We start from the raw sequence: 25,964 nt of genomic DNA on the forward strand, positions 1-25,964 counted from the left end.
CGCCATGAAAAGATTGGAGCGGATAGCGGGAATAAGCTCCTTATTATTGCCAAAATCCAATCCTGAAATCCCGAATCCCAAAAATGAAGGGCTTCGGCTCCGCTCGCACGGGCAAGATGTACTCATATATTATATGTATATAAAAACAAACCCGGCAGGTTTTGAAAAACTGTCCGGTTGAGAATACACAACAACCATATATTATAGTACAACAAAAACTATACTTATTATATAATAGAGTAAACTTCTCCATATATATTGTATGTATTTTTGTAATCATGTATATTTGCATTCACAAAATTATAAACAATGATCAAGATTACTTTACCCGATGGGTCAATTAGAGAGTTCGCTTCAGGCGTAACTCCAATGGAGGTCGCTAAAAACATTAGCGAAGGTTTTGCTAGAAACGTGATTTCAGCATCTTTTAATGGTACAACTATTGAAACCGAAACTCCATTGACGACCGACGGTAATCTTATATTATATACTTGGAATGATGCGGAAGGCAAAAAAGCGTTCTGGCATTCGACTTCGCACGTCATGGCTCAAGCCCTTGAGGAATTGTATCCTGGAATTAAACTAACTCTTGGACCTGCAATTGCTAATGGATTCTATTATGATGTGGATTTTGAAGATCAGAAAATTTCTGAAGCTGATTTCAAAAAGATTGAGGATCGTATTCTTGAAATTTCAAGAGGAAAATATGATTTCAAAATGCGTCCGGTAAGCAAAGCAGAAGCATTGGAAATGTACAAAGACAACGTTTACAAGACTGAATTAATTTCGAACCTTGAAGACGGAACTATTACTTTCTGCGATCACGCAACTTTTACTGATTTATGCCGCGGTGGGCATATTCCGAATACTGGAATCATCAAAGCTGTAAAAATCATGAGCGTCGCTGGTGCTTATTGGAGAGGTGACGAGAAAAACAAACAGTTGACTCGTGTTTATGGAACTTCTTTCCCTAAACAAAAAGATCTGACTGAATATCTTGAACTTCTCGAAGAAGCAAAACGCCGTGATCACCGTAAATTAGGAAAAGAACTTGAATTGTTCGCTTTCTCTCAAAAAGTGGGTCAAGGCTTACCTTTATGGTTGCCAAAAGGAGCTGCTTTAAGAGAGCGTTTAGAGCAATTTTTGAAAAGAGCTCAAAAGAAAGCGGGATACGAGCAAGTTGTTTCTCCTCATATTGGTCAGAAAGAATTATATGTTACTTCTGGTCACTATGCAAAATATGGTGCAGATAGTTTTCAGCCAATCCATACTCCAGCAGAAGGTGAAGAGTTTTTATTGAAACCAATGAACTGTCCACACCACTGTGAAATCTACAACGTAAGACCTTGGTCATATAAAGATTTACCTAAGCGTTATGCTGAATTTGGTACTGTTTATAGATATGAGCAATCTGGAGAATTACACGGTTTAACTCGTGTTAGAGGATTTACTCAGGATGATGCGCACATTTTCTGTACTCCAGAACAATTGGATGAAGAGTTCAAAAAAGTAATTGACCTTGTATTATACGTATTTGGGTCTTTAGGTTTTGAAAACTTTACAGCTCAAATTTCATTGAGAGATCAGGAAGACAGAGAAAAATATATTGGAACTGATGAAAACTGGGAAAAGGCAGAAAACGCTATTATCAACGCAGCAAAAGACAAAGGCCTTAACACTGTTGTTGAATATGGTGAAGCCGCATTCTATGGTCCAAAACTGGATTTCATGGTAAAAGATGCCCTAGGAAGACAATGGCAATTAGGTACAATTCAGGTAGATTATAACTTGCCTGAGCGTTTTGATTTGACTTACAAAGGCGCTGATAATGAATTACATCGCCCTGTTATGATTCACAGAGCTCCTTTTGGATCTATGGAACGTTTTATAGCAATTCTATTAGAGCATACTGCAGGAAATTTCCCACTTTGGCTTATGCCTGAGCAAGCTATTATCTTGTCTTTGAGCGAGAAATACGAAAATTATGCTAAAAAAGTTTTAGATTTGCTAGAAAATCACGAAATTCGCGCCCTAATTGACAACCGAAACGAAACTATCGGTAAGAAAATTAGAGATGCAGAAATGCAAAAAATCCCATTTATGCTTATTGTAGGCGAGGAAGAAGAGAAAAACGGTACGATTTCGATTCGTCGTCATGGACAAGAAGGAAAAGGTAATATCACAGTTTCAATCGAAGAATTTGCTGCGATTGTAGACGAAGAAATAAAAAAGACATTAAAAGTATTTACAGTTTAACTTAAATTAGAAAGTCATAGCAATAAGAAGCAACAGAGGTTTTCAACCTCGAGTAGAAAAAAAAGATGCACACAGAATAAACAATCTTATTCGTGTTCCAGAGGTACGTCTTGTAGGTGAAAATATCGAGCCTGGCGTTTTTAAAATCGCAGATGCGTTACGTTTAGCTGACCAATTTGAATTGGATTTAGTTGAAATCTCGCCAAACGCGGAACCGCCGGTTTGTAAAATTATGGACTACAAGAAATTTGTTTACGAACAAAAGAAAAGAGATAAAGCTTTAAAAGCTAAATCTTCTCAAGTTGTTGTAAAAGAAATTCGATTTGGTCCTCAAACTGACGAGCATGATTATGAATTTAAAAGAAAGAACGCTGAGAAATTCTTAAAAGAAGGAGCAAAATTAAAAGCTTTCGTATTCTTTAAAGGACGTTCTATCATTTACAAAGATCAAGGTCAGATTCTATTATTACGTCTTGCTCAGGATTTGGAAGAACACGGTAAAGTTGAAGCTATGCCTGTTTTGGAAGGAAAGAGAATGATTATGTTCATTGCTCCGAAGAAAAAGAAATAAGTCTTAAAGTCGAAAGTCTTAAAGTCGAAAGTCATAAATTGACTTTTGACTTTTGACTTTTAAACTTTTAGACCAAAGATATAAGTAAGTAAGAATAAATTAAAACACTAGGAAAAATGCCTAAAATGAAAACAAAATCTAGCGCTAAGAAACGTTTTAAAGTTACTGGCTCTGGAAAGATTAAAAGAAAGCATGCTTTTAAAAGTCACATCTTGACTAAAAAATCTAAAAAACGTAAATTAGCTTTGACACACTCAGCGCTAGTTCACCAAACAGATATGAAAAGCATTAAACAACAATTAAGAATTATCTAATTTTAGTCGAAAGACAAAAGTTATAAAGTCTAAAGTCGTTTGTGATTTTGACTAAAATTCTTTAGGTTAAAAAATTATTTATATAACCTTGGAGTATGGCTTTAAGTTCCTTTGATTCAATTCAGGACGCCTGCTACAAAAAAACATTAAAATTATGCCAAGATCGGTAAATTCAGTTGCTAAAAGAGCAAGAAGAAAAAAAATAATGAAGCAAGCCAAAGGTTTCTTTGGTAGACGTAAAAACGTTTGGACAGTTGCTAAGAACGCGGTAGAGAAAGCAATGAGCTACGCTTACCGTGATAGAAAACAGAATAAAAGAAATTTCCGTTCATTATGGATTCAACGTATCAACGCTGGAGCTAGATTAGAAGGAATGTCTTATTCTCAATTCATGGGGAAAGTTAAAGCTAACGGAATCGAATTGAACCGTAAAGTTCTTGCAGATTTAGCTATGAACCACCCAGAAGCTTTCAAAGCTATTCTTAATAAAGTAAAATAAAACGTTTTATAAACTCAATTTAAGATTACTTACTTATTATATAAAACCATTCGTTTATTCGAATGGTTTTTTTTTGTTTTTATTATCTTTCGATTCCAACACAATAAGACAATGAAGAATCTTTTTGCAATTTTATTTCTTACACTAACACTTTTGGCTAAAGCTCAAGAGAAGGATTTGAACAAGAATTCAATACAAACAATTATTGGTATAATTGATAAACGTGATGTAAATTGCCTCTCTGAAATCAAACAAGCGAAAATTGACTTTAAAAAACAAGAAGTTCTCTACGAACTAATCTCGGAAGGATATCTTGACAGCGATTATAATAGGCATTATTCTCATTTAATAGGTCTGCTAAAAGAAAAAGGAATTAACTTTTCAGAATCTCTTGATTTTGGTCCATCTTGGATTTTAGATGATGAAACTGAATATCCTTTAATAGCAAATTGTTACTGCAAAGCATCTAATGAACTACTAAAGGAAAAATATGGACAAAACTTTGTTAAGAACATCACCAAAACCGCAGACAGTTTGTACGTAATGAGCAGAATAGAAATCCCTTTTGAATATCCATTTGGAGTAGATGATTATTGTTTGATATATCCAAAAGCCGGAGACTTTTTAGAGCAAAAAATTGAAATTCAAAAAGACTTTTTCTCTTCTTTTGTGTTCCCAAAAAATTTCATTCAAAGCAGTGAAAAAAGCGATTTTTATGCCAAAACTAAATTTACAATCAACAGAAACAATACAATATCTAACATTACCGTAAAGATTAAATTTAAAAACTCAAAGAATGAAGAGTTTAATAACTTCTTAATTAATTAAATTAGTGAATTTGTTAAACATGCAGATTGGCAAGCTGCAGTTAGTGACGGTATAAAAGTAAATTGTAACTTTGATATCACCTTCTACAATCAAAATTTCCATTAAAAAGTAGAGAACTTTAAAATCTTTATAACAAGCAAAATAATGCAGAACGCTATTCTAAATCATATTCAAAAGTTTATCAATCTTGAACCTTCGGAAATTGATATTTTAGAATCATGCTTCAGTACTTTGCAAATAAAAAAGAAAGAGCATGTTTTAAAAGAAGGCCAAATCTGCAATACCATGTATTTTGTTGTTAAGGGTTGTATGAGACAATACATTATTAATCCTAAGGGAACCGAACAAACATTACAATTTGGTATTGAAAACTGGTGGATTACTGATTATTTAAGCTACCACAATCATATTCCGTCAAGTTTTTATTTACAGGCAGTAGAAAATTCAGAAGTTATTGCCCTTGATAAAACTGTTCTAGAATCACTACTGATCGAAATCCCAAACTTGGAAAGGTATTTCAGAATCATTACTCAAAAAACTTTTGGTGCGATGCAAATGCGAATTAAATTCTTATTTACAATGTCAGCAGAAGAGAGATATCATCATTTTAACGATCACTTCCCAGAATTTGCCCAGCGCGTTCCACAATACATGCTTGCCTCCTATCTCGATTTTTCAGCAGAATTTATGAGTAAAATCAGAGCTGGAAAAGTGTGAATTGAATTTCTTGAAGTAGTTCAAGTTTTTAAAAACATTCATTGCTGACCTTTGTAATGAACTTTTAAAACATATAAAAATGAACTCAAGAATCGTTATCCCACAAGTTGCCCCAGAAGCTTATCAAGCTATGTTAAACTTAGAAAAATACATGGCTTCAACATCATTATCTCCAGTACATAAAGAATTGATTAAAATTAGAGCATCGCAAATAAATGGTTGTGCCTATTGCATAAAAATGCATACTACCGATGCTCGAAAACTAGGCGTAACAGAACAACACATTTATTTATTAAATGCGTGGCGTGAAGCTGATTTTTATACTGAGGAAGAAAAAGCAATATTTGCATTGACTGAAGAAATAACTCTAATAAGCAATCATGTTTCTGAAGAAGTCTATCAAAAGGCCGCAAAATTATTTGACGAAAAATATCTAGCCGAAATCATTATGGCAATCATTACGATCAATGCTTGGAACAGAATTGGAATTGCAACTGGTATGCGCGCAGAATAATTTATAAGGATAAATTTTACAACAAATTTATAAATTTTAACCCTCTCTTCAGAGGGTTATTTTGTATATATCTGTAAATGAGAATCAACAACTTAAAAAAAAATGCTATTTTGCAAAATACCGTATTTATACGCTTTTGTAAAATCTATATTTTTTTATTTTTGGCGCATGATTTCAAAAATAATACAATTTTCTCTATATATAATTTTAATTTTTACAGTCTTTTTTGCCTGTCAGAAGAAAAAATGCTTTACGGAGGATATTACAAATAACAAGGTCAAAATTGACCAGATAATAAATGCTGCAGATTCTTTATATAAGAAAAAACAATTAGATAGCGCATTTTGTCTTTACAACAAGGCAAGAACAAAATGCGACCCAAATCAAGACCCCAAAAAATATGTTTATTGCATGTACTACATGGCCGAAATTCAACAAGACCATGAAGATTTTATTGGAAGTACTATTACAGCAAATGAAACCCTTCCTTACTTAAACAAAATACAAGATCAAAATTACATTTGGAACATATATAGTGTCTTAGGAAGAAACTATTATTACACTTATGATTACCCAAGTGCGACTTACTATTATTCGAAAGCCTTTACTTTAAAAACTGAAAAGATTAATGTTCTTGAAGCAAAAAACAATATAGCGACCATCGCAATAAAACAGTACAATTACAAAAAAGCATTACAAATTTTCCTTGTAATTAGTGAAGAAAAAATTGTGCAGGAAAAACCAGATTACTACTCAAAAATACTCGATTATATTGGTTATTGCTATTTCAAGCTTAAGGATCCAAAAGCAATGTTCTTTTTTCAAAAAAGCATTCAAATTAAGTCTAAAGCAAAAGATGAGGATGGCTTAGGAAAAACATATTATCATCTTACTGAATATTATAAAAATGACAAGGCTTTATCGATGATGTATGCAAAATTAAGCTATAAAAATTATACATTGTCCAAGAATATAGATAAACGCCTACTTGCCTTAAAATTCATTATAGAAAACACTGACTCGGCTATAGAGTCAAAAGAAAACTCTATTATTTACACCGAATTGATTGACAGCATTTATGAAGTGAGACAAAAAGCAAAAAATCAATTCGCAAAAATGAAATATGATTCTAAAACCGAACAGGAAGAAAACTTAAAATTAAAGGCTCAAAAAATTAAAAATGAACTTCAATTAGCAAAACAAGAAAGTAAAAATATCATTTCATATATCATGATCATATTAGCATCATGCCTAATTGTATTTATTTATTTTTATTTAACTGCTAGGGCAAATCGCCAAAAACTTGAAGCTACTTATCAAAGCGAGACTAGAATTTCAAAAAAATTACATGACGAACTTGCAAACGATATTTATCATGCAATGGCATTTGTTGAAAACAGAAATCTTTCATCCGAGGAAAACCAAAATCATTTATCAAAAAGATTGGAAGATATTTACTCCCGAATAAGAGATGTATCAAAGGAAAACAATCCAATTGTGGGCAATCCAGATTATAAAATTTCGCTTAAAGAAATGATCTCTGGATTTCACACTTCTAATTTAAACCTTTTGATTAATGGTTTAGATGAAATTTCATGGGATCAACTGGACAAAATAAAAAAAGTATCGGTTTACAGAGCTATTCAAGAATTACTTGTAAACATGAAAAAACATAGTGATGCCAGTTTGGTTGCGATAACTTTTAAAGAAAAAGAAAATAATATAATAATCAATTATACCGATAACGGAAAAGGAATTGACATAAATAAAATGGTCCTAAAAAATGGCTTACATAATATTGAAAATCGAATTAATGCCATTAAAGGAGAGATTGAAATTCATTCAGATTTTGGAAAAGGGTTTAAAGTTCATATTAAATTTCCCGTATAATGAGTAAGAACCTATTTCGTTTTTTTCAAAAAAATTACATTATTATTTGCTTAGTACTCTTTACTGCAATTTTAGTGGTGTCTTTTTCTGTACCATTATCAGAAATAAAAAGCTTAAAAAGTGAGCCCGTTAATAAAGATCATTTAGCCAAAATCACAAAAACTTTAAAAAAAGGAAAAGACTTTTTAAAAGAAGGAAAAATAGATAGTGCTATTTTTTATCTAGACAAGACACAATTATTATGCAGGCCTATAGAAAATTATGTTGATGAATACCTCTCTGCACTAAATCACCGCGCAGAAGCTTTGCAAAGAACAGGCGATTTTAACGCAGTGGGAACTACGCTTACAAAAACATTTCCCTATTTAGAAAAATCATCAAACCCTAAATATGCTATTAATGCTTACACAATTATGGCATATAATTATTATTACATTTATGATTATGAACAAGCACTGTATTACCATAAAAAGGCATTAAAAAAAGCCGTTTCAACCTTTAGGAAAGCTCAAATATTATCTGAAATTGCATTTGTTTACATGCAACAAAAAAAATATAATGAAGCAATAGCTTTATTAGAGCCTCTTGCCAAGTATAAAATTATAGACAAAGTTGACCCTTCAAATACGGATGTTGTACGTTCAAGCGTATTTTATCAGCTTGGTCTTTGTTATTTACGTGCAGAAAAAGACAAACAATTAACATTAAATTGTTTTAATGAAAGCTTCAAATTAACGAATAAAACAAATGATTACGAACTAATTGCTAGTTATTATGCTTATTATTTATTCTATGACAAATACAATAACCCCGAGCTAAAAAAGAGTAATATTGAAAAAGCATATTATTGTGCAAAAAGAGCGAAATCCGTATCTAATCAAGTCAACATGTTAGCTTATTTAATTGAAGCTGATAGTCCTAAAAACACAAAAAAACACTGGAAGATTTATAGCAGGATGGTTGACAGCTTAATGCTTAGCCGTAAAAAAGCACAAAATCAATTTGCCGATGTAATTTACAATTCCAAAAAAGATAAGGATGAAAATTTGTATTTGAAAAACAAAAAAGCAGAAAATGAACTCCAATTGGAAAGGCAGAAAAATAGAAGCATTATCTCATATGTAATCATTACTTTCAGTATCTTCTTAGTTCTATTTCTTTCTTTTTATATGTCTTCAAAGGGGAAAAAAGAAAAAAATGATGCTATTTATCTCAGCGAAAACAGAATTTCCAAAAAATTAGATGATGAACTTGCAAATGACTTGTACCATACCATAGCTTTAATTCAAAAAGGAAATCTAGAAGTAAACCAAAATAAAGATCAGTTATTGAATAACCTCGAAAACATTTATTCAAAGGCAAGGAATATTTCTAAAGAAAATAGTTTTATCACTACTGATGAAAATTACATTTCCGAATTAAAAGAAATGATTTCTGGCTACAAAACCCAAAAAGTAAACATTCTATTGCAAGGTTTTGATACTGTTCGATGGAATCAAGTTGAAAAAAACAAAAAAATAATTCTTTACAGGATAATGCAGGAATTATTTCTGAATATGAAAAAACACAGCGAAGCTAGTTTAGTAAGTGTAATTATGAAGGTTTCTAACCATAATTTGACTGTTTTATATATTGATAATGGCATCGGAACAAAAAATAATGCACTAATTCTAAAAAATGGTCTCCAAAATGTGGAAAACCGTATTAAAACTATAAAAGGAACTATTACTTTTGACAAAAATTCTGACAAAGGTTTTAAATTAAGTTTCACTTTCCCAATTTAAAAACAAATTATATGTTCAAAAAAGTTTTAGTTGCCGAAGATTTAGACAGTATTAGCATTGCCGTAATTCAAGTACTTGAAGACTTAAAAGTTCCTATAATAGATCATGTAAAATATTGTGATGACGGCTTATTAAAAGTCAAAAAAGCGCTTGCAGAAAATGCACCATATGATTTACTGATTAGCGATTTATCATTCAAATCAGATTATCGAAAAAACCAACTAAACAGTGGTGAAGATCTTATTGGAGCTGTAAACAAAGTACAGCCGAATTTAAAAAAGATTATATTTTCAATAGAAGACAAATCATTTCGCATAAAATCACTTTTTAATGATTTAGGCATAAATGCTTATGTATCAAAAGGCCGTAATAGTATTGAAGAATTAAGAAAAGCTATTGAAGGTGTTTATCGAAATGAAGAAAAAATCTTATCCTCTGATTTATCGTTTAGCTTCAGCGATAAATCATTAATTGAAATTGAATCATACGATATTTCTATTTTATCGCTTTTAGCAAAAGGCTACATTTTAGAACACATTTCAAATGAATTCAAAGCAATGTCTATAACTCCTAACGGAACGAGCAGCATTGAAAAACGAATCAATAAATTAAAAATATATTTCAAAGCAAACAACAATGTTCATTTAATTGCCATTGCAAAAGATTTTGGGTTGGTCTAAAAATTAACATTTTCGTTACGGTTTTCCGTAATGAATTGCCCTTTTATACTCATAAATTTGTGTGCTATCCTATTAACTGAACCATGAAACCTAAATATCGCATTAATTTTATCCGTAGAATTAATACAACTAAAAATAGAATTATTATGAAAACAATGCTTCTTTGTATTTTTTTATCGGTAAGTTTTGCATTTGTATCTGAAAAAGCTGGTGGCTTTGAAATTGAATGGAAAATGGTTTTTATTCCTGCATTACTTGTTTTGCAAATTATCATCATTTCGACTGCATTAAAAAATAGATACAAAAAGAATTAAGAATACAAAGGCCAAAATTTGTAATGCTTATATTTGAATTTTTAAATTTCAAATGAAAACTACTTTAAGCATTCTTTTTTATTTTTTTACGTTCCTTTCTTTTTCACAAACTAAAATTCTGTCTTGGAATCTAGAAAATTTTGGAAAATCAAAATCTGATTCCGAAATAAATTTTATCGCTTCGACTGTCCTTGATTATGATATTATTGCTATTCAGGAAGTTGTTGCTGGTTATGGCGGAGCTCAGGCAATTGCCAAACTTTCAAGCGTATTAAACGAAAAAGGCTCAAAATGGGATTACGTAATTAGTGAACCCACAAGCAGTAGTAGTTATAAAGCCGAACGTTATGCTTTTATTTGGAAAACAAGTAAAGCAAAATTAAGAGGAAAACCTTGGCTGGAACAAAAATATAATCTAGAAATTGATCGCGAACCTTATTATGCCACATTTGAAATAGGCAAAAAAACAATTACTTTAAGCAACTTTCACGCGATTACCAAAAATAAAAATCCAGAGACAGAAATTAAATACTTTAAATTTCTTCCTACTCTTTATCCTGATTTGAATCTAATTTTTCTCGGAGACTTCAACTGTCCCCAGTCCCACACCGTTTTTTTTCCTTTAAAGAAAATGGGCTACGCGTCTATTTTGCAAAATCAAAAGACAACTTTAAAACAAAAATGCAAAAACAATGTATGCCTGGCATCTGAGTTTGATAATATTTTTTACAAATCAACTGTATTGAATTACAAAAAGTCAGGTGTAATTCATTTTTATGCAAAATTCGATTCATTACCTCAAGCCCGAAAAATATCAGACCATTTGCCTATTTGGTTTGAATTTTCCTTGAACTAAATCATTTACGGCATCATTCAAAACAAGCCTTTGCACTTTAGACTTTAGACTTTCGACTTATTTAAGTTTTAAGTTTTTTCTTTCTTGCTGCAGGAAATAAAACATTATTTAAGATTAATCGATAACCAGGAGAATTTGGATGCAAATCTAAAACTGTCGGCGGATCTCCAACTTGATGCTGAAAGTCTTCAGGATCATGACCACCAAAAAAAGTAAACATTCCTTTTCCTTTTTCGCCATGAATGTATCTCGATTCGCCATTTAATTCACAAGTTCCCATAATCAAAACATTTGATTTTACTAGTGAAGTATCAAATGAAGTGGTTTGCCCCATAAATCCCTTAACCAACTGTGTGTGATTTTGGCACAACATACTCGGAATAGGATCCCATTTTGCAGAAAATTCCATTAAAGTAAAATAATCCTTTTCCATAGGAACTTTGCGTTTCAAGGTCATATCAATATCTGAAAACTCATAAACTTCTGGTCTTCTTTCCAATGTAAAATTTTTGAAAGCGAAAGAATTTCCAAAATCCAATTTAGACTGATAGTTAGATTCACTTGGATCACCATCAAACATGGCTTCGCAAATATCAACTCCGTCTGCCGCAAGAGCAATATCGAAACTATCTGTAGCAGAGCACATCGCAAACATAAATCCGCCACCGATTACAAAATCTCTAATTTTTTTTGCCACTGCACCTTTCTCCTGCGAAACTTTAGCATAACCTAATTTTGCGGCTAAAGCTTCCGCATCTTTTTTCTGATCAATATACCAAGGTGTATTTTTGTATGCAGCATAAAATTTACCGTATTGTCCCGTAAAATCTTCGTGATGCAAATGAAGCCAATCGTATAATAACAACTGATCGCTTAAAACTTCTTCATCATATATTGGCGTAAACGGAATTTCGGCATAAGTTAACACCAAAGTAACGGCATCATCCCATGGCTGTTTGCCTTTTGGCGTATAAACGGCAATTTTTGGAGCTTTTTCTAAAACCACAGATTCCATATTTTGAGATGGACTTGAAATTTCATTTAAAATTGCTGCTTCTTCGCTGTCCGACAAAACTTCAAAACTCACCCCTCTTATCTTACATTCCTTTCTAATTTCTTCGGCGTCAGGCAATAAAAAAGAACCTCCTCTATAATTAAGAAGCCAACTTGCCTTATAGTCTTTACTTAAACACCAATAGGTGATTCCATAGGCTTTAAGATGATTTTGTTGCGTTGTTTCGTCCATTGGCAATAAAATAAATGATGCCTTTGCCGAAAACGAAAACAATATGATCAAGATAAAAAGTAGACTCTTCTTCATTAAAAAAATTATTTTAGTAAAGATAGGAAGGAAGCAATTAAAAACAGTAACGTTATCTCTGATTTATAACTGAAAGAAAAGTTAAAAAAGCTTTTAGTGTTTTTGCACCTAACTCAAAAACAGGTAAAAACACGTATTTCGTAAAAGCAAATTCTAACTACATTTGGTAACCCAAATCATTGAGTAATAAATCAATGAAAACCAAAACTATGAAATTTAACGAAAGTAATAACCAGCCAAAAGGATTAAATGTCATTCAAAAAATTGGTATTTGTGTTCTAGTCCTTACCATCATTTTGTATTATGTTCTATCGATACAATTTTTGACTGCCTAATAATTATAGTGTCAAAACAGCGATTTCATTTTGAATCGCATACACAACTAATCCCGCTATATTTCTTGATTCTGTTTTAAGAAGCAAATTGTTTCTGTGCCCCTCAACAGTTCTCGGACTCAAAAAAAGATGTTCAGCAATTTCAGAAGTTGTTTTTTGCTGGCAAATAAGTTGCAATATTTCGATTTCACGAGGAGAAAGAAAACTAGTTTCAAGATTCACTTTCGAAGTTTTTGATGAAACTATAGTATCTTGAATTGTTTTTAAGACGCTCTCATTATAATAAAATCCTTTTTTTGCGACTTCATTAATAGTAAGTATTAAATCTTTTGGAGTAGTATTTTTTATAAGATAAGCTACGGCGCCAACCTGAATCATATTAGCAATAAATGATTTGGTGTCATAGCTAGTCAGTGCTATTATTTTAATATCTGGGTAAGATTTACGAATAATTTTTGTCGCTTCAACACCATTAAGGACAGGCATTTTCAAATCCATGATAATAATATCCGGTTTGATTTCGTTTTCTTCTAAGCTAGCAAGAAGTTCTTCGCCGTTTGATGCTTCAAAAATAATTTCGATATTTTCTTCTCTCTGCAATAAAAAGGCAATTCCTTTTCGAAATAAAACTTCGTCGTCAACTAAAGCAATTTTAATAGCAGCATTCATTTTTATTTATTGTTTTGGTCGTTTGGTATGCCGAATTTACAAAATATGTAGCAAACATTGACTGCGGAAATCCAATATGTCGTTTTAAATCTACAATTAATACAATAATTTAACTTAAAATGTAAAATTTGCAGCGAAACCTTTATTTATTTCTGAAGAAATTCGAATAGTTCCGTTTAGAAAGGAAATACGGCTATCAATATTTTTCATGCCGAGCCCTTTTTGATTTTCTGCATCTTTACTATCAAAACCAATTCCGTTATCCTCATAATTACAAGTGAAAATTCCGTTATCATTAATAAACTCAATTTTGATTTCACTCGCTTTTCCGTGTCGGAGTGAATTATTCATAAATTCCTGAAGAATTCTAAAAACATGCAAATGACGATCAATATCATTTTCATGAAAATCAACATTATTTTTATAATAAACTTTTACCGCTTTGCTCGATTCAAATTCTGCGCACAACTCCTCAACACCAGCACTAAGTCCGAATTTTTCAAAAACCGGTGGCAATAAATTGTGGGCAATTTTTCGGGAGTTTTCCAAAGCTTTGGTTGTTAAGCTAATAATATTATCCGTAATTTCCCTAGTTTCAACTTCGGTCAAATTTGGAGCAGACAGCAAATGTGTATTCAAAGAAACAATATTCAATTTTGAACTGATATCGTCATGAAGATCCTGAGCAATTCGTTTCCGTTCTTCTTCTTGAGTCACAATAATTGCATGCAATTGTTCTCTTTGATACTGAATTTCCAAATCTCTTTTTTCTAATTCTTTCTGAGTTATCTTTTTTCTCGAAAAGTAAAAAAACAAGATCAAAACAAGACCCATCAAAAAGAAAGAAACACAACTAAATATTGCGGTTGCAACAATTTCGGATTCTGAGATTGCTTTTGCTGTCATATTATTTTAAGAATTATGTGTTGATTTACTTTCTAATGTTTTAATTAAAACTCTCTCAAAATAAGTAATTATGAGAGAGTCTTGATATTTTTTTTTAAATTCAAGCATTAATATGGTGGCGAAGGACGAGCACCATCATAAACATCTTCAGGATTGTCCATTGTTTTGCCTGTTAAAGATGTCTTTGACTTGATAGCATTATTTTTATCCAATTCCACCAGAATCGTAGTTACTTTTCCTTTTGCATTAAGTCCAAGAAATAATCCAATATTTGCTGTATTGCCACCTTTTAGCATTTCAGCCACAACAGCTGCTTCTAGGCTGTAATGCTGAAAACGCGCTCCTTCGTACGAAGTTACTTCATTTAAATCCGTTACTGTTTTCAATTTATTCTGCCATGCTACAATCCCATCAAAAGCTTCCTTAGAAAGCATCAAATGTTCGTTTAAAAGCGCTGATCCTTTATCAGTTTTACTCGTTTCACCATTTTCAAGCTTTACCAATTTATCATTGTAAGCAGGATCTTTTAGAATTTTAGAATCCATACTTGCTAGTTCTTTTCCTGATTTGTCAACACCGATTACTTTAATTTGCAATGTCTTGTCGCTATAACCTAACACAAACTGCAAATTTTCTACATTAGGAGTTTCAACTAATTTAGAAAATTCAGTTGTTGAAAATAAATAAGCAGTAACTTGTTCTTGTGAACTAGCAAAGCCAGCATCTAATTTTGCTGTCAACCAATTCTCTTGTTCTGTTGCTGAAACTGCAGAACCATTATCTTGTGAATTATCTTTTTGGCAGGAAAACATCATTAGTACGGTTCCTGCAAGCCCAAATAAAATTGTTTTTTTCATTATTAAGGATTTAGTGGGTAAATTTTTGAAATGCTGTTTTCGAAATTTATTATCGTAAAACATCGAAAACCTTTATCAGAATATATCGTGATAAAAGTCTTAATTACAATATTCAATATTAAAATGGTGGCGAAGGACGTGAACCATCATAAACATCTTCAGGATTGTCCATTGTTTTGCCTGTTAAAGATGTCTTTGACTTGATAGCATTATTTTCATCCAATTCTACCAGAATCGTAGTTACTTTTCCTTTTGCATTAAGTCCAAGAAATAATCCAATATTTGCTGTATTGCCACCTTTTAGCATTTCAGCCACAACAGCTGCTTCTAGGCTGTAATGCTGAAAACGCGCTCCTTCGTACGAAGTTACTTCATTTAAATCCGTTACTGTTTTCAATTTATTCTGCCATGCTACAATCCCATCAAAAGCTTCCTTAGAAAGCATCAAATGTTCGTTTAAAAGCGCTGATCCTTTATCAGTTTTACTCGTTTCACCATTTTTAAGCTTTACCAATTTATCATTGTAAGCAGGATCTTTTAGAATTTTAGAATCCATACTTGCTAGTTCTTTTCCTGATTTGTCAACACCGATTACTTTAATTTGCAATGTCTTGTCGCTATAACCTAACACAAACTGCAAATTTTCTACATTAGGAGTTTCAACTAATTTAGAAAATTCAGTTGTTGAAAATAAATAAGCAGTAACTTGTTCTTGTGAACTTGCAAAGTCAGCATCTAATTTTGCTGTCAACCAATTCTCTTGTTCTGTTGCTGAAACTGCAGAACCATTGTCTTGTGAATTATCTTTTTGGCAGGAAAACATTAGTAGTGTGGCTCCTGCAAGCCCAAATAAAATTGTTTTTTTCATTATTAAGGATTTAGTGGGTAAATTTTTGAAATGCTGTTTTCGAAATTTATTATCGTAAAACATCGAAAACCTTTATCAGAATATATCGTGATAAAAGCCTTAATTAATTAGTCAATATTAAAATGGAGGCGACGGACGTGTACCATCGTAAACATCTTCAGGATTGTCCATTGTTTTGCCCGTCAAAGATGTCTTTGACTTGATAGCATTATTTTTATCCAATTCTACCAAAATCGTAGTTACTTTTCCGATCCCATTAAGACCTAGAAACAATCCAATGTTTTCGGTATTTTGACCTTTAAGCATTTCCGCAACAACGGCTGCTTCTAAACTGTAATGCTGAAAACGCGCACCTTCATAAGACGTTACTTTATCCAAATCTGTTACCGTCTTTAATTTTTCTTGCCATGCCACAATACCTTCAAAAGCTTCTTGAGACAGCATTAAATGCTCATTCAAAAGAGCAGAACCTTTATCTGATTTGCTGGTTTCACCATTTTGCAATTTTGCCAGTTTATCAGCATAAGATGGATCTTTTAATATCTCAGAATCAACACTAGCAAGTTCTTTACCTGATTTATCAACTCCAATTACTTTTATTTGCAATATCTTGTCACTATAGCCTAACACAAATTGTACATTTTCTACATTAGGAGTTTCTACCAATTTAGAAAGTTCAGTCGTTGAAAATAAATAAGCCGTAACCTGTTCTTGTGAACTAGCAAAGTCAGCATCTAATTTTGCTGTCAGCCAGTTTTCTTGCTCTGTAGCCGAAACTGCAGAACTATTATCTTGTGAATTATCTTTTTGGCAGGAAAACATCATTAATGTGGCTCCTGCGAGCCCAAATAAAGTTACTTTTTTCATTATTAAGGATTTAGGAATGAATTTTCAAATATCATTTTCGACATTAATTATCGTAAAATATCGAAACCTTTATCAGAATATATATTCTGATAAAGGCTTAATTAATTAAATAACAAAAGTGATTCTTAATACGGAGGTGATGGGCGTATACCATCATAAACATCTTCAGGATTGTCCATTGTTTTGCCCGTCAAAGATGTTTTTGACTTTATAGCATTGTTTTTGTCCAATTCTACTAAAAATGCTGTCACCTTTCCGATGCCATTAAGACCTAAAAATAAGCCGATATTTTCGGTATTTTGACCTTTAAGCATTTCTGCAACGACGGCAGCTTCTAAACTGTAATGCTGAAAACGAGCTCCTTCATAAGAAGTTACTTTGTCCAAATCTGTTACAGTTTGTAATTTTTCCTGCCATGCCACAATACCGTCAAAAGCTTCTTGAGACAGTATCAAATGCTCGTTTAAAAGAGCTGAACCTTTGTCTGTCTTGCTGGTTTCACCATTTTGCAATTTTGCCAGTTTATCAGCATAAGATGGATCTTTTAGTATTTTAGAATCAACACTAGCAAGTTCTTTCCCCGATTTATCAACTCCAATTACTTTTATTTGCAACGTATTGTCACTATATCCTAAAATAAATTGCACATTTTCTACATTAGGAGTTTCTACTAGTGCTGAAAGTTCAGTCGTTGAAAACAAATAAGCGGTAACTTGTTTTTGAGAACTAGCAAAGTTATTATCTAATTTTGCTGTCAACCAATTCTCTTGTTCTGTAGCCGAAACTGCAGAACCGTTATCTTGTGAATTATCTTTTTGACAAGAAAACACAATAAGCGCGACTCCTGCAAGCCCAAATAAAGTTGTTTTTTTAATCATTGTTTAAATAATTAATTAGAACTAATTGTATTCTTTTTATAATAATTGATTTTCCACTCGTAAAAGAAGAATACATGATAAACGATAACAAAAACTGCATTCAATGTCCAAGTTATCATATTGAGATCCTTGCTTAATTTTGTAGTTAAATTGCCAACTAGAAATAAAATTGTACTTGCAAAGAGGTACAATAAGAGTCCCATGTTGATAAAATAAAACTCCTTTTTTTCATCCAACATATTGTAGAAATGAAATACGGCGTAGATAATCAACAAAAAAGAAGTAATAAAAATTTCATATAAATTAAATTTCAAAAACAATTCTGGCTTAAGTGCATATTGAATTGCTAAGGTCAACAACACAAGCGCAAAACCAATTTTTATAAATTTTCTCTGAAATTGATCTTTGACTAGATCCAAATAGAAAAAACTTAAAATTATAAACTGTCCAACGAAATAAATGTGAGATAAAAAAAGATTGTTACCTCCCATTTGTCTTATAATGCGAGCACCAAGCTGAATGCATATCAACACAAACAAATAGACAGTAAAAATTTTATAAGCCGATTTATTTCTAAAAAAGCCTAATCCATATAAAATAAAGTTTATCAATAAAAGTATATGCCCTGTATTTACAAGATACGAATTCATATGTTATTCGTTCATTGGGCTATTTGGATCTGGAGTTCCAGGAGGGCTTGGCTCAGAAAAATCATAAATACCAGCACCGTCACCACCTTCTACATCTTTGTCGTTAGGAATTTGATCTTCATAAATTCCCGTTTTCTCATTATAAGTTGTTCCAACGATCATCAATGTTTGTAAACCTTGATCGTTAATTCCGATATAAGCTCTTGCAGCATCAATTCCTTGTGCCAAGACTTTTTCTAGATTTACTTTAGGAATCAAAAACGAGTTTACACGTTTTTTTGCCGTTTCCTCATCAGTTTGTTTTTTCCATTTTGCAACCCAAGTTTGAGCTACCTCTAATGTGATGTCAGTGTCTCTTTCAGGTAATTTTTGATTTGCCATAATATAAATTTGTTTATTGGTTACAAGTTAATATCCGATTGTTTACACAACCGATTGGCTAATCTAATGAAATTAATTTACTAATTTAACATTTAGGCATAAAAAAAACCTTATAAAAAGGTTTTTAAATTGTTTTAGAATGGTACATCACTGTCGTCATCATCATCATTCAGATTGCTTCCAAAAGCTTCATTGGCCGACGGCAGATTTTTAGTAATAAACGGGTTATCGTCATGATTCATTTTTGAAGGCAAATCATCAAATCCTCCCGTAAATTCTTCAAGGTTATCAAACTTACCTAAATGTCCTAAGAATTTCAGACGAATATTTTCCAATCCACCATTACGGTGTTTGGCTATAATAAACTCAGCTTGTCCTGTTGTTGGAGATGCCTCATCATCATCCCATTCTTCAATTTTATAATATTCAGGACGATAGATAAACGATACAATATCAGCATCCTGCTCGATCGCTCCAGATTCACGAAGATCCGAAAGAAGTGGACGTTTACTTGATCCACGGGTCTCAACTGCACGCGATAACTGTGAAAGTGCAATTACCGGAACGTTAAGCTCTTTTGCCAATGCTTTTAAGTTTCGGGAAATTGTCGAGATCTCTTGCTCACGGTTTCCTCCTCCTTTACCATTACCTCCGGCAGTCATTAACTGCAAGTAGTCAATAATAATTAATTTGATATTGTGTTGCGAAGCCAAACGACGACATTTTGCACGTAAATCGAAGATTGAAAGCGAAGGCGTATCATCAATAAATAATGGCGCTTTTTCTAAATCTTTTACTTTAGTACTTAATTGCTCCCACTCGTGTTTTTCTAATTTTCCCGTTCTCAATTTTTCAGAAGACAATCCAGTTTCCGAAGAAATAAGCCTCGTAATCAACTGAACTGATGCCATCTCAAGAGAGAAAACTGCCACCGCATGCCCAAACTGAATACTAACATTTCGCGCCATTGAAAGTACGAACGCCGTTTTACCCATACCCGGACGTGCCGCGATAATAATCAAATCCGAAGGTTGCCATCCAGAAGTTACTTCATCCAGTTTTTCGAAACCAGTTGCGATTCCACTCAAACCTTCTTTTCCTGCAATTTCTTCAATACGTTTTTTCGCTTGAAGAACCAAACTCTGCGCAGTTTCAGAACTACGCTTGATATTTCCCTGAGTTACTTCGTATAATTTTGATTCCGCTTTATCTAGCAAATCAAAAACGTCTGTAGTTTCATCATACGATTCTTCGATAATTTCAGAAGAAATTCTGATCAAACTTCTTTGAATGAATTTTTGAAGAATAATACGCGAGTGAAACTCAATGTGCGCAGAAGACGCAATTTTCTGCGTCAGCTGAATCAAATAAAAATCACCTCCAGCAACATCTAACTTTCCATTTTTCTTTAATTGTGTCGAAACAGTCAATAAATCGATTGGCTGTGTTTCTGTAAAAAGCTGCAAAATCGCTTCAAAAATATGTTTGTGCGCATCTTTATAGAAAGCATCAGGCTGCAAAATATCAATTACATCATCTACACCTTTTTTATCAATCATCATTGCGCCAAGAACAGCCTCTTCAAGATCAATAACTTGCGGAGGGAGTTTTCCTTTTTCGAGATTAATAATAGTGGTTTTATCTACCTTTACAGGGTTTACATTTTTGAAATTTTCCATATAGCGAAAGTAACAAAATTTAAAAAAAAATTGTCAGTGAGTTATAACTAGTATGATGTTTATAAATAAGTTTTTTTGTTGATAACCAAAAAAAAATCCGAAACCGCAGGGCTTCGGATTTTCAATCAATTTATTTGAATTTATTCTTTAAACTCGCCCATATTACTGTATTTGTCCATTCTTTGGGCAATTAAGTCGGCTGTTGATAAGTCTTTCAATTCGTTATATCCTTTAGTGATATATTCCGCTACAGTCTTGAAAGTAGTTTCACGATCGTAGTGCGCTCCACCAAGAGGTTCTGGAATTACATCATCTACTAATTTTTGTTTTTTCATGTCTGAAGAAGTCAATTTCAAAGCTTCAGCAGCACGTTCTTTGTACTCCCAGCTTTTCCATAAAATCGAAGAACAAGATTCTGGAGAAATTACAGAATACCAAGTATTCTCTAACATATAAACTTTATCTCCAACTCCAATTCCTAAAGCTCCTCCAGAAGCACCTTCACCTACGATAATGGTAATGATTGGCACTTGCAAGCGAACCATTTCAAAAATGTTTCTTGCAATCGCTTCTCCTTGTCCTCTTTCCTCAGCCTCAAGTCCTGGATATGCACCCGGAGTATCTACTAACGTAAGAACTGGAATTCCGAATTTCTCTGCCATTTTCATCAAACGCAAAGCTTTACGGTATCCTTCTGGATTGGCCATACCGAAATTACGGTATTGACGTGTTTTTGTATTAAAACCTTTTTGTTGTCCGATAATCATAAACGATTGTCCGTTTATTTTACCAAGACCACCAACCATCGCTTTATCATCTTTAAAACCTCTGTCTCCATGAAGCTCTAAAAAAGTCTCACCGCAAATTGCTCTGATATAATCTAAAGTATAAGGCCTGTTTGGGTGTCTTGACAATTGTACACGTTGCCAAGCCGTAAGGTTTTTATATATGTCTTTCTTAGTTTGCTCTAATTTTTTGTTGATTTCTTTGCAAGTTGCTGTTACATCAACCTCAGATTCTTTTCCAATTACAACACACTTTTGCAACTGTTCTTCAAGTTCTTTGATTGGAAGCTCAAAATCTAAATATTCCATGGATTTTTGAATTTTGTTTTTAAATCGAACCGCAAATATAAAAATATTATATCATTGGCATAGTTAATTGTTAGTAAAGTATCAAATTGTGATTTAAAAGATAAGTAAACTATTACACTTCTTTCTTGTTTTTGTAATGTTTAAAAACTCCGTTTAAGATAACTGTAATTATAATTATTACGGCTCCGATATAAAATTCGGTGCTCATTTTTTCTTTTCCACCAAGGATAAAATAAGCCAGCATAATTCCGTAAACTGGCTCTAAATTAGTCGTTAACATTACTGTATAAGGCGTCAATCGTTGCATAACTTTAACCGATGCTGTAAAAGCATATGCCGTACAAACCGATGCCAGAATAAACAACCACATCCAATTATTTAATGACAACGAAAAAAATTCAGCAGAAAATTTTCCTTGCACTAAAAAATATAAAGTAATAAAGAAAACTCCTGCACCAAATTCATAAAACGTAATTACAGAAGGCTCATGATCTGAAATTAATTTTCCATTCATCAGCGTAAATAAAACGCCCAGAATTATTGCGGCCAAAGCATAATAAACACCTGTAAGATATTTGATTTCAACTTGTAAAATCAGAGCCAAACCAGCAATAATGACCAATCCGAAGAAAACTTCATAAAACAATATTTTTCTTCCGTAGAAAAGCGGTTCCAACAAAGAAGCAAAAAAAGCTCCTAAAGAAAATATGGAAAGCGTAATTGAAACATTTGAAACATGAATTGCCTTAAAAAAGAAAATCCAATGCAAAGCAATCAGTAATCCGACAAAAATCAATTTAAAAAGCTCTTTTATCGGAACTTGAAAAGATTGTTTTTTGTACAAAATAAATCCACCCAAAAAAATCATGGCAAGAAGCATTCTAAACCAAACCAAATTTTCAGCATCAATAGTAATCAAGGCGCCTAAAATGGCTGTAAAACCCCAGATAAAAACAATTAAATGAAGATTTAAATAACTTTTTAAATTATCGTTTCGCATTACGTAGTAGGTAAACTGCAAGGATTCCAAAAACAATATTTGGGAACCAAACAGCTAATAAAGGTGAAAATGTAGATTTTTCGGCTAGGGTTCCGAATATTTTATCAAAAAACACAAATGAAAAGGCAATTGCAATACCAATCGCTAAATTCATTCCCATTCCGCCACGACGTTTCATAGACGAAACAGCCACAGCAATAATCGTCAAAATAAAAGCTGAAACTGGAACACTGTATTTTTTATAAAGTACAACCAAATACGTATTAATATTTCCAGAACCTCTTTTTCTTTCCTTTTCGATAAAATCGTTCAATTTACCAAGAGAAAGTGTTTCGGCAATATATACAACCGGTGTCAAATCGGCTAATTCAAATTTGAATTTCACCTCTTTTTCAGGAACTTTTTCAATTATATCATTTAGCTCTCCAACCGTTCTTTTGACATAATCGTACAAAACGTATGTTTTCTTTTTTGGATCCCATTTAATTCGGCTTGCTGAAATTTTGTAGATCATTTTTTCTTTCTCAAAATGCTCCAACGTAAAATTGAAAGCCGTTTTAGATTCTTCGTTAAAACTGTTTACGAAAATAAAATCATGATCATTCAGCTGTCGATACACATTTGTGTTGTCACCGCGCATTTCAGCCTTTCCATTTCCTTTTAAATACGTGTATCTAAAATTATTAAATCCTTCACTCGCCGCTGGAACAATAAAAAATCCCATCAAAAGCACAAAAATCGAAACAATAGAAGCGCCAATAATATAAGGTCTTAAAAAACGCGTAAATGAAATTCCAGAACTTAAAATCGCAATAATCTCAGTATTATTCGCCAATTTTGAAGTAAACCAAATCACCGATAAAAACAAAAATATCGGGAAAAGAGAATTCGCAAAATAAATAGTAAAATTGTAGTAATAGAGCGCAATATCCATAAACGGAATCTTGTTCTCCAACATTTTATTCACCTTTTCAGAAACGTCGATTACAATCCCAATCGGAATAAATAATAAGATCATCACCGAGAAAGTGGCTAAATATCTTTTTAAAATATACTTATCTATTATCGTCAGCATATATTTTTTTTGTTTCAAGTTTTAAAAGTTTCAGGTTTCAGGTTTCAAGTTTCAGGCAGGAGTGCAACTTGAAACTTGAAACTAAAAAAACTTGAAACTTTTTTATAGTCTTTGGCTCATATTTTTAACCATCATTTCTTTCCATGGTCTAAAATCTCCGGCTAAGATATGTTTTCTCGCTTCACGAACCAACCACATATAAAAACCAAGATTATGAATCGTAGCGATTTGTTTTCCTAAATATTCGTTCGCTGCAAATAAGTGACGCAAGTAAGCCTTTGTATATTCTGTATCTACAAAAGTGTGTCCCATTTCGTCAATTGGAGAAAAATCAGCTTCCCATTTTTTGTTTTTGATGTTGATTGTTCCGTTTGCTGTAAACAACATTCCGTTTCTCGCGTTACGCGTTGGCATAACACAATCAAACATATCAATTCCTAAAGCAATATTTTCTAAAATATTTATTGGAGTTCCAACACCCATCAAATAACGAGGCTTGTCTTCTGGAAGGATTTCGCAAACTACTTCTGTCATTGCATACATTTCTTCAGCTGGTTCACCAACCGAAAGTCCACCAATTGCATTTCCTTGCTGACCTGCATTTGCTATATATTCCGCCGATTGGCGACGTAAATCTTTATAAGTACTTCCTTGAACAATTGGAAAAAACGTTTGCTCGTAACCGTATTTATAAGGAACTTTTTCTAAATGATTAATACAACGATCCAACCAACGGTGTGTCATATGCATCGAACGTTGTGCATATCTGTAATCACAAGGATATGGCGTACATTCATCAAATGCCATAATAATATCAGCACCAATGGTACGCTGAATTTCCATTACATTTTCAGGTGTAAAAAAGTGATACGAACCGTCAATATGCGATTTGAACTTCACACCTTCTTCTTTAATTTTTCTGTTTGAAGAAAGAGAATATACTTGATATCCACCAGAATCGGTCAAAATATTACGATCCCAATTCATGAATTTATGCAATCCTCCTGCTTTTTCAAGAATTTCTGTCTGTGGACGCAAATACAAATGATAGGTATTTCCAAGAATAATATCCGGATTAATTTCTTCTTTCAATTCACGCTGATGTACTCCTTTTACAGAAGCTACCGTTCCAACAGGCATAAAAATAGGCGTTTCAATTACGCCGTGATCTGTAGTAATACTTCCTGCTCTCGCTTTCGATTGCGGATCTTTTTGTAATAAATCAAACTTCATCTGTTTCTTTTTTCAGAGCGCAAAGATAAGCTAATTTCAGAGAAGTTTAAGCAATTAGATAATTTGTCAATTAGAAAATTAGATAATGCTATTCAAGACCTAAACTTGGAATTTGGATTTTTAAAAATTGGAATTTCATTAATTTGGGCGTTTCCCTCCGGGCCGGGCTATCCGCTGTATTCCCGATTAACAAAAACTACGGTTAAAAAGCCTTGTTTTTCTAAATCGGGAGATGCCGCTACTATCCCTAACGCAAGAGAAACAACATTTTATCGGGAAATTAAAATCCTTTCCAAAACCGAGTGTAAAATCTGCAATTTCAAGCAATTATAATATAACTCATAAACACGCTTGATTTTTTAATTTTAATACTCCACAATATTAATTTTTAGAAATCATGATAAATTCAGAAAATAAAAGCACAGCAAAAGAAAATGAAATCGAAAGAAATTTAGAAAACCTAAATTATCCTCCAAGTGAAGACATTTACAATCAAGAAGACAATTTAGACATCGATCCAGAAAATATTCCAACCGACAAAAGCATTCCCGAAAACCATGAATGGAAGCAAAACAGCGACAAAATCGGAAATGATTTAGACGTTCCAGGTTCAGAACTTGATGACGAACAGGAAGAAATTGGATCAGAAGACGAAGAAAACAACTACTACAGCGAAAGCGACACTAATTAAATCCATTCTCAAAACTTTTTTTGCCAGAGATTACAGCGATTATTATTGATTTTCAATCATTTTAATTCGTAAATCTCTGGCAAAATTTTTACTACTATCAAACAAAAGCTTTTTTGCTTTTTGAAATCGCATTCAACATACCTCATCCGAGACATAATTTAAAGAATTTAAATCAATTCATCCTTTTTTTTAAGATTAATAAAAAAGAGCTGAAATTTCACAATTATGTTAAACTAA

The 25,964-nt window shown here is 32.6% G+C and carries 27 protein-coding genes; 14 read left to right on the forward strand and 13 right to left on the reverse strand.

The annotated features are described in order from the left end of the window. The 13 genes from AAYQ19_RS13135 to AAYQ19_RS13195 form a co-directional block, all read left to right on the forward strand. A partial coding sequence (locus AAYQ19_RS13135; protein ID WP_343536829.1) for a hypothetical protein occupies positions 1-181 on the forward strand: 181 nt, incomplete at its 5' end. 128 nt (positions 182-309) lie between these two features. Further along, complete coding sequence (gene thrS, locus AAYQ19_RS13140) at positions 310-2,256, forward strand: threonine--tRNA ligase (protein WP_343536831.1); 1,947 nt, start codon at positions 310-312, stop codon at positions 2,254-2,256. Between the two features lie 22 nt (positions 2,257-2,278). Next, positions 2,279-2,827, forward strand: coding sequence for a translation initiation factor IF-3 (gene infC / locus AAYQ19_RS13145; RefSeq protein ID WP_091497511.1), 549 nt, complete (start codon positions 2,279-2,281; stop codon positions 2,825-2,827). 116 nt (positions 2,828-2,943) lie between these two features. Next, on the forward strand, positions 2,944-3,141 hold the full coding sequence (rpmI, locus tag AAYQ19_RS13150; protein WP_026727505.1) for a 50S ribosomal protein L35: 198 nt from the start codon (positions 2,944-2,946) through the stop codon (positions 3,139-3,141). Positions 3,142-3,295: 154 nt separating this feature from the next. Further along, positions 3,296-3,640, forward strand: a complete 345-nt coding sequence (rplT, locus tag AAYQ19_RS13155) for a 50S ribosomal protein L20 (RefSeq protein WP_008464948.1) — start codon at positions 3,296-3,298, stop codon at positions 3,638-3,640. A 153-nt stretch (positions 3,641-3,793) separates the two neighbouring features. Next, positions 3,794-4,468, forward strand: coding sequence for a hypothetical protein (locus AAYQ19_RS13160; RefSeq protein WP_343536838.1), 675 nt, complete (start codon positions 3,794-3,796; stop codon positions 4,466-4,468). 144 nt (positions 4,469-4,612) lie between these two features. Further along, on the forward strand, positions 4,613-5,185 hold the full coding sequence (locus tag AAYQ19_RS13165; protein ID WP_343536839.1) for a Crp/Fnr family transcriptional regulator: 573 nt from the start codon (positions 4,613-4,615) through the stop codon (positions 5,183-5,185). Positions 5,186-5,264: 79 nt separating this feature from the next. Beyond that, entirely contained in the window at positions 5,265-5,699 is a 435-nt protein-coding gene (locus AAYQ19_RS13170; protein WP_343536840.1) for a carboxymuconolactone decarboxylase family protein, read from the forward strand. 411 nt (positions 5,700-6,110) lie between these two features. Beyond that, a complete protein-coding gene (locus tag AAYQ19_RS13175; RefSeq protein ID WP_343536842.1) occupies positions 6,111-7,589 on the forward strand; it encodes a tetratricopeptide repeat-containing sensor histidine kinase in 1,479 nt (492 codons plus the stop codon). Next, positions 7,589-9,373 (forward strand): tetratricopeptide repeat-containing sensor histidine kinase, encoded by a 1,785-nt coding sequence (locus AAYQ19_RS13180; RefSeq protein ID WP_343536844.1) that lies wholly within the window; start codon positions 7,589-7,591, stop codon positions 9,371-9,373. Before AAYQ19_RS13175 ends, AAYQ19_RS13180 begins: the two co-directional genes overlap by 1 nt. An 11-nt stretch (positions 9,374-9,384) precedes the next feature. Then, entirely contained in the window at positions 9,385-10,053 is a 669-nt protein-coding gene (locus AAYQ19_RS13185) for a DNA-binding transcriptional response regulator (RefSeq protein WP_343536846.1), read from the forward strand. A gap of 83 nt (positions 10,054-10,136) precedes the next feature. Then, positions 10,137-10,367: a hypothetical protein gene (locus AAYQ19_RS13190; RefSeq protein ID WP_343536848.1), complete on the forward strand. Its 231-nt coding sequence runs from the start codon at positions 10,137-10,139 to the stop codon at positions 10,365-10,367. Positions 10,368-10,419: 52 nt separating this feature from the next. Then, the gene (locus AAYQ19_RS13195) at positions 10,420-11,223 is read left to right on the forward strand and encodes an endonuclease/exonuclease/phosphatase family protein (RefSeq protein ID WP_343536850.1); all 804 of its coding nucleotides are present in this window, start codon (positions 10,420-10,422) and stop codon (positions 11,221-11,223) included. A 61-nt stretch (positions 11,224-11,284) separates the two neighbouring features. Here the strand turns inward: AAYQ19_RS13195 and AAYQ19_RS13200 are convergent, their stop codons facing one another. The 13 genes from AAYQ19_RS13200 to tgt form a co-directional block, all read right to left on the reverse strand. After that, a complete protein-coding gene (locus AAYQ19_RS13200) occupies positions 11,285-12,544 on the reverse strand; it encodes an asparagine synthetase B (protein ID WP_343536852.1) in 1,260 nt (419 codons plus the stop codon). A gap of 338 nt (positions 12,545-12,882) precedes the next feature. Continuing rightward, a complete protein-coding gene (locus AAYQ19_RS13205; RefSeq protein WP_343536853.1) occupies positions 12,883-13,548 on the reverse strand; it encodes a response regulator in 666 nt (221 codons plus the stop codon). Between the two features lie 114 nt (positions 13,549-13,662). Beyond that, positions 13,663-14,454, reverse strand: coding sequence for a sensor histidine kinase (locus AAYQ19_RS13210; protein ID WP_343536854.1), 792 nt, complete (start codon positions 14,452-14,454; stop codon positions 13,663-13,665). A gap of 107 nt (positions 14,455-14,561) precedes the next feature. Then, a complete protein-coding gene (locus AAYQ19_RS13215) occupies positions 14,562-15,311 on the reverse strand; it encodes a hypothetical protein (protein WP_343536855.1) in 750 nt (249 codons plus the stop codon). A gap of 118 nt (positions 15,312-15,429) precedes the next feature. Continuing rightward, complete coding sequence (locus tag AAYQ19_RS13220; protein ID WP_343536856.1) at positions 15,430-16,179, reverse strand: hypothetical protein; 750 nt, start codon at positions 16,177-16,179, stop codon at positions 15,430-15,432. A gap of 117 nt (positions 16,180-16,296) precedes the next feature. Then, positions 16,297-17,046, reverse strand: coding sequence for a hypothetical protein (locus tag AAYQ19_RS13225; protein WP_343536858.1), 750 nt, complete (start codon positions 17,044-17,046; stop codon positions 16,297-16,299). Positions 17,047-17,171: 125 nt separating this feature from the next. Further along, the gene (locus AAYQ19_RS13230; RefSeq protein ID WP_343536860.1) at positions 17,172-17,924 is read right to left on the reverse strand and encodes a hypothetical protein; all 753 of its coding nucleotides are present in this window, start codon (positions 17,922-17,924) and stop codon (positions 17,172-17,174) included. Between the two features lie 653 nt (positions 17,925-18,577). Beyond that, complete coding sequence (locus tag AAYQ19_RS13235) at positions 18,578-18,955, reverse strand: hypothetical protein (protein ID WP_343536862.1); 378 nt, start codon at positions 18,953-18,955, stop codon at positions 18,578-18,580. Positions 18,956-19,089: 134 nt separating this feature from the next. Next, entirely contained in the window at positions 19,090-20,634 is a 1,545-nt protein-coding gene (gene dnaB, locus AAYQ19_RS13240) for a replicative DNA helicase (RefSeq protein WP_132987443.1), read from the reverse strand. A 140-nt stretch (positions 20,635-20,774) separates the two neighbouring features. After that, positions 20,775-21,728 carry an acetyl-CoA carboxylase carboxyltransferase subunit alpha gene (locus AAYQ19_RS13245; protein WP_320568535.1) on the reverse strand — a complete coding sequence of 318 codons (954 nt, stop codon included), beginning with the start codon at positions 21,726-21,728 and terminating at the stop codon, positions 20,775-20,777. Positions 21,729-21,840: 112 nt separating this feature from the next. Then, on the reverse strand, positions 21,841-22,728 hold the full coding sequence (locus AAYQ19_RS13250) for a DMT family transporter (protein ID WP_343536864.1): 888 nt from the start codon (positions 22,726-22,728) through the stop codon (positions 21,841-21,843). Then, positions 22,715-23,803, reverse strand: coding sequence for an LptF/LptG family permease (locus AAYQ19_RS13255; protein ID WP_343536865.1), 1,089 nt, complete (start codon positions 23,801-23,803; stop codon positions 22,715-22,717). Before AAYQ19_RS13255 ends, AAYQ19_RS13250 begins: the two co-directional genes overlap by 14 nt. Positions 23,804-23,905: 102 nt before the next feature. Further along, positions 23,906-25,036: a tRNA guanosine(34) transglycosylase Tgt gene (tgt, locus tag AAYQ19_RS13260; RefSeq protein ID WP_109190358.1), complete on the reverse strand. Its 1,131-nt coding sequence runs from the start codon at positions 25,034-25,036 to the stop codon at positions 23,906-23,908. A 397-nt stretch (positions 25,037-25,433) separates the two neighbouring features. Between tgt and AAYQ19_RS13265 the strand changes: the two genes are divergently transcribed. Continuing rightward, positions 25,434-25,727 carry a hypothetical protein gene (locus AAYQ19_RS13265; RefSeq protein WP_343536867.1) on the forward strand — a complete coding sequence of 98 codons (294 nt, stop codon included), beginning with the start codon at positions 25,434-25,436 and terminating at the stop codon, positions 25,725-25,727. Positions 25,728-25,964: the final 237 nt, after the last annotated feature.

Origin of the sequence: Flavobacterium mesophilum (genome assembly GCF_039581405.1) — a bacterium.
Lineage (GTDB): Bacteria > Bacteroidota > Bacteroidia > Flavobacteriales > Flavobacteriaceae > Flavobacterium.

What these genes read in the sequence shown, in the direction of transcription:
- thrS (WP_343536831.1), top strand. Translation starts at nt 310, where the DNA reads ATGATCAAGATTACTTTACCCGATGGGTCAATTAGAGAGTTCGCTTCA.
- rpmI (WP_026727505.1), top strand. Translation starts at nt 2,944, where the DNA reads ATGCCTAAAATGAAAACAAAATCTAGCGCTAAGAAACGTTTTAAAGTT.
- rplT (WP_008464948.1), top strand. Translation starts at nt 3,296, where the DNA reads ATGCCAAGATCGGTAAATTCAGTTGCTAAAAGAGCAAGAAGAAAAAAA.
- AAYQ19_RS13165 (WP_343536839.1), top strand. Translation starts at nt 4,613, where the DNA reads ATGCAGAACGCTATTCTAAATCATATTCAAAAGTTTATCAATCTTGAA.
- AAYQ19_RS13170 (WP_343536840.1), top strand. Translation starts at nt 5,265, where the DNA reads ATGAACTCAAGAATCGTTATCCCACAAGTTGCCCCAGAAGCTTATCAA.
- AAYQ19_RS13175 (WP_343536842.1), top strand. Translation starts at nt 6,111, where the DNA reads ATGTACTACATGGCCGAAATTCAACAAGACCATGAAGATTTTATTGGA.
- AAYQ19_RS13180 (WP_343536844.1), top strand. Translation starts at nt 7,589, where the DNA reads ATGAGTAAGAACCTATTTCGTTTTTTTCAAAAAAATTACATTATTATT.
- AAYQ19_RS13185 (WP_343536846.1), top strand. Translation starts at nt 9,385, where the DNA reads ATGTTCAAAAAAGTTTTAGTTGCCGAAGATTTAGACAGTATTAGCATT.
- AAYQ19_RS13190 (WP_343536848.1), top strand. Translation starts at nt 10,137, where the DNA reads ATGAAACCTAAATATCGCATTAATTTTATCCGTAGAATTAATACAACT.
- AAYQ19_RS13195 (WP_343536850.1), top strand. Translation starts at nt 10,420, where the DNA reads ATGAAAACTACTTTAAGCATTCTTTTTTATTTTTTTACGTTCCTTTCT.
- AAYQ19_RS13200 (WP_343536852.1), bottom strand. Translation starts at nt 12,544, where the DNA reads ATGAAGAAGAGTCTACTTTTTATCTTGATCATATTGTTTTCGTTTTCG.
- AAYQ19_RS13205 (WP_343536853.1), bottom strand. Translation starts at nt 13,548, where the DNA reads ATGAATGCTGCTATTAAAATTGCTTTAGTTGACGACGAAGTTTTATTT.
- AAYQ19_RS13210 (WP_343536854.1), bottom strand. Translation starts at nt 14,454, where the DNA reads ATGACAGCAAAAGCAATCTCAGAATCCGAAATTGTTGCAACCGCAATA.
- AAYQ19_RS13215 (WP_343536855.1), bottom strand. Translation starts at nt 15,311, where the DNA reads ATGAAAAAAACAATTTTATTTGGGCTTGCAGGAACCGTACTAATGATG.
- AAYQ19_RS13220 (WP_343536856.1), bottom strand. Translation starts at nt 16,179, where the DNA reads ATGAAAAAAACAATTTTATTTGGGCTTGCAGGAGCCACACTACTAATG.
- AAYQ19_RS13225 (WP_343536858.1), bottom strand. Translation starts at nt 17,046, where the DNA reads ATGAAAAAAGTAACTTTATTTGGGCTCGCAGGAGCCACATTAATGATG.
- AAYQ19_RS13230 (WP_343536860.1), bottom strand. Translation starts at nt 17,924, where the DNA reads ATGATTAAAAAAACAACTTTATTTGGGCTTGCAGGAGTCGCGCTTATT.
- AAYQ19_RS13235 (WP_343536862.1), bottom strand. Translation starts at nt 18,955, where the DNA reads ATGGCAAATCAAAAATTACCTGAAAGAGACACTGACATCACATTAGAG.
- dnaB (WP_132987443.1), bottom strand. Translation starts at nt 20,634, where the DNA reads ATGGAAAATTTCAAAAATGTAAACCCTGTAAAGGTAGATAAAACCACT.
- AAYQ19_RS13245 (WP_320568535.1), bottom strand. Translation starts at nt 21,728, where the DNA reads ATGGAATATTTAGATTTTGAGCTTCCAATCAAAGAACTTGAAGAACAG.
- AAYQ19_RS13250 (WP_343536864.1), bottom strand. Translation starts at nt 22,728, where the DNA reads ATGCGAAACGATAATTTAAAAAGTTATTTAAATCTTCATTTAATTGTT.
- AAYQ19_RS13255 (WP_343536865.1), bottom strand. Translation starts at nt 23,803, where the DNA reads ATGCTGACGATAATAGATAAGTATATTTTAAAAAGATATTTAGCCACT.
- tgt (WP_109190358.1), bottom strand. Translation starts at nt 25,036, where the DNA reads ATGAAGTTTGATTTATTACAAAAAGATCCGCAATCGAAAGCGAGAGCA.
- AAYQ19_RS13265 (WP_343536867.1), top strand. Translation starts at nt 25,434, where the DNA reads ATGATAAATTCAGAAAATAAAAGCACAGCAAAAGAAAATGAAATCGAA.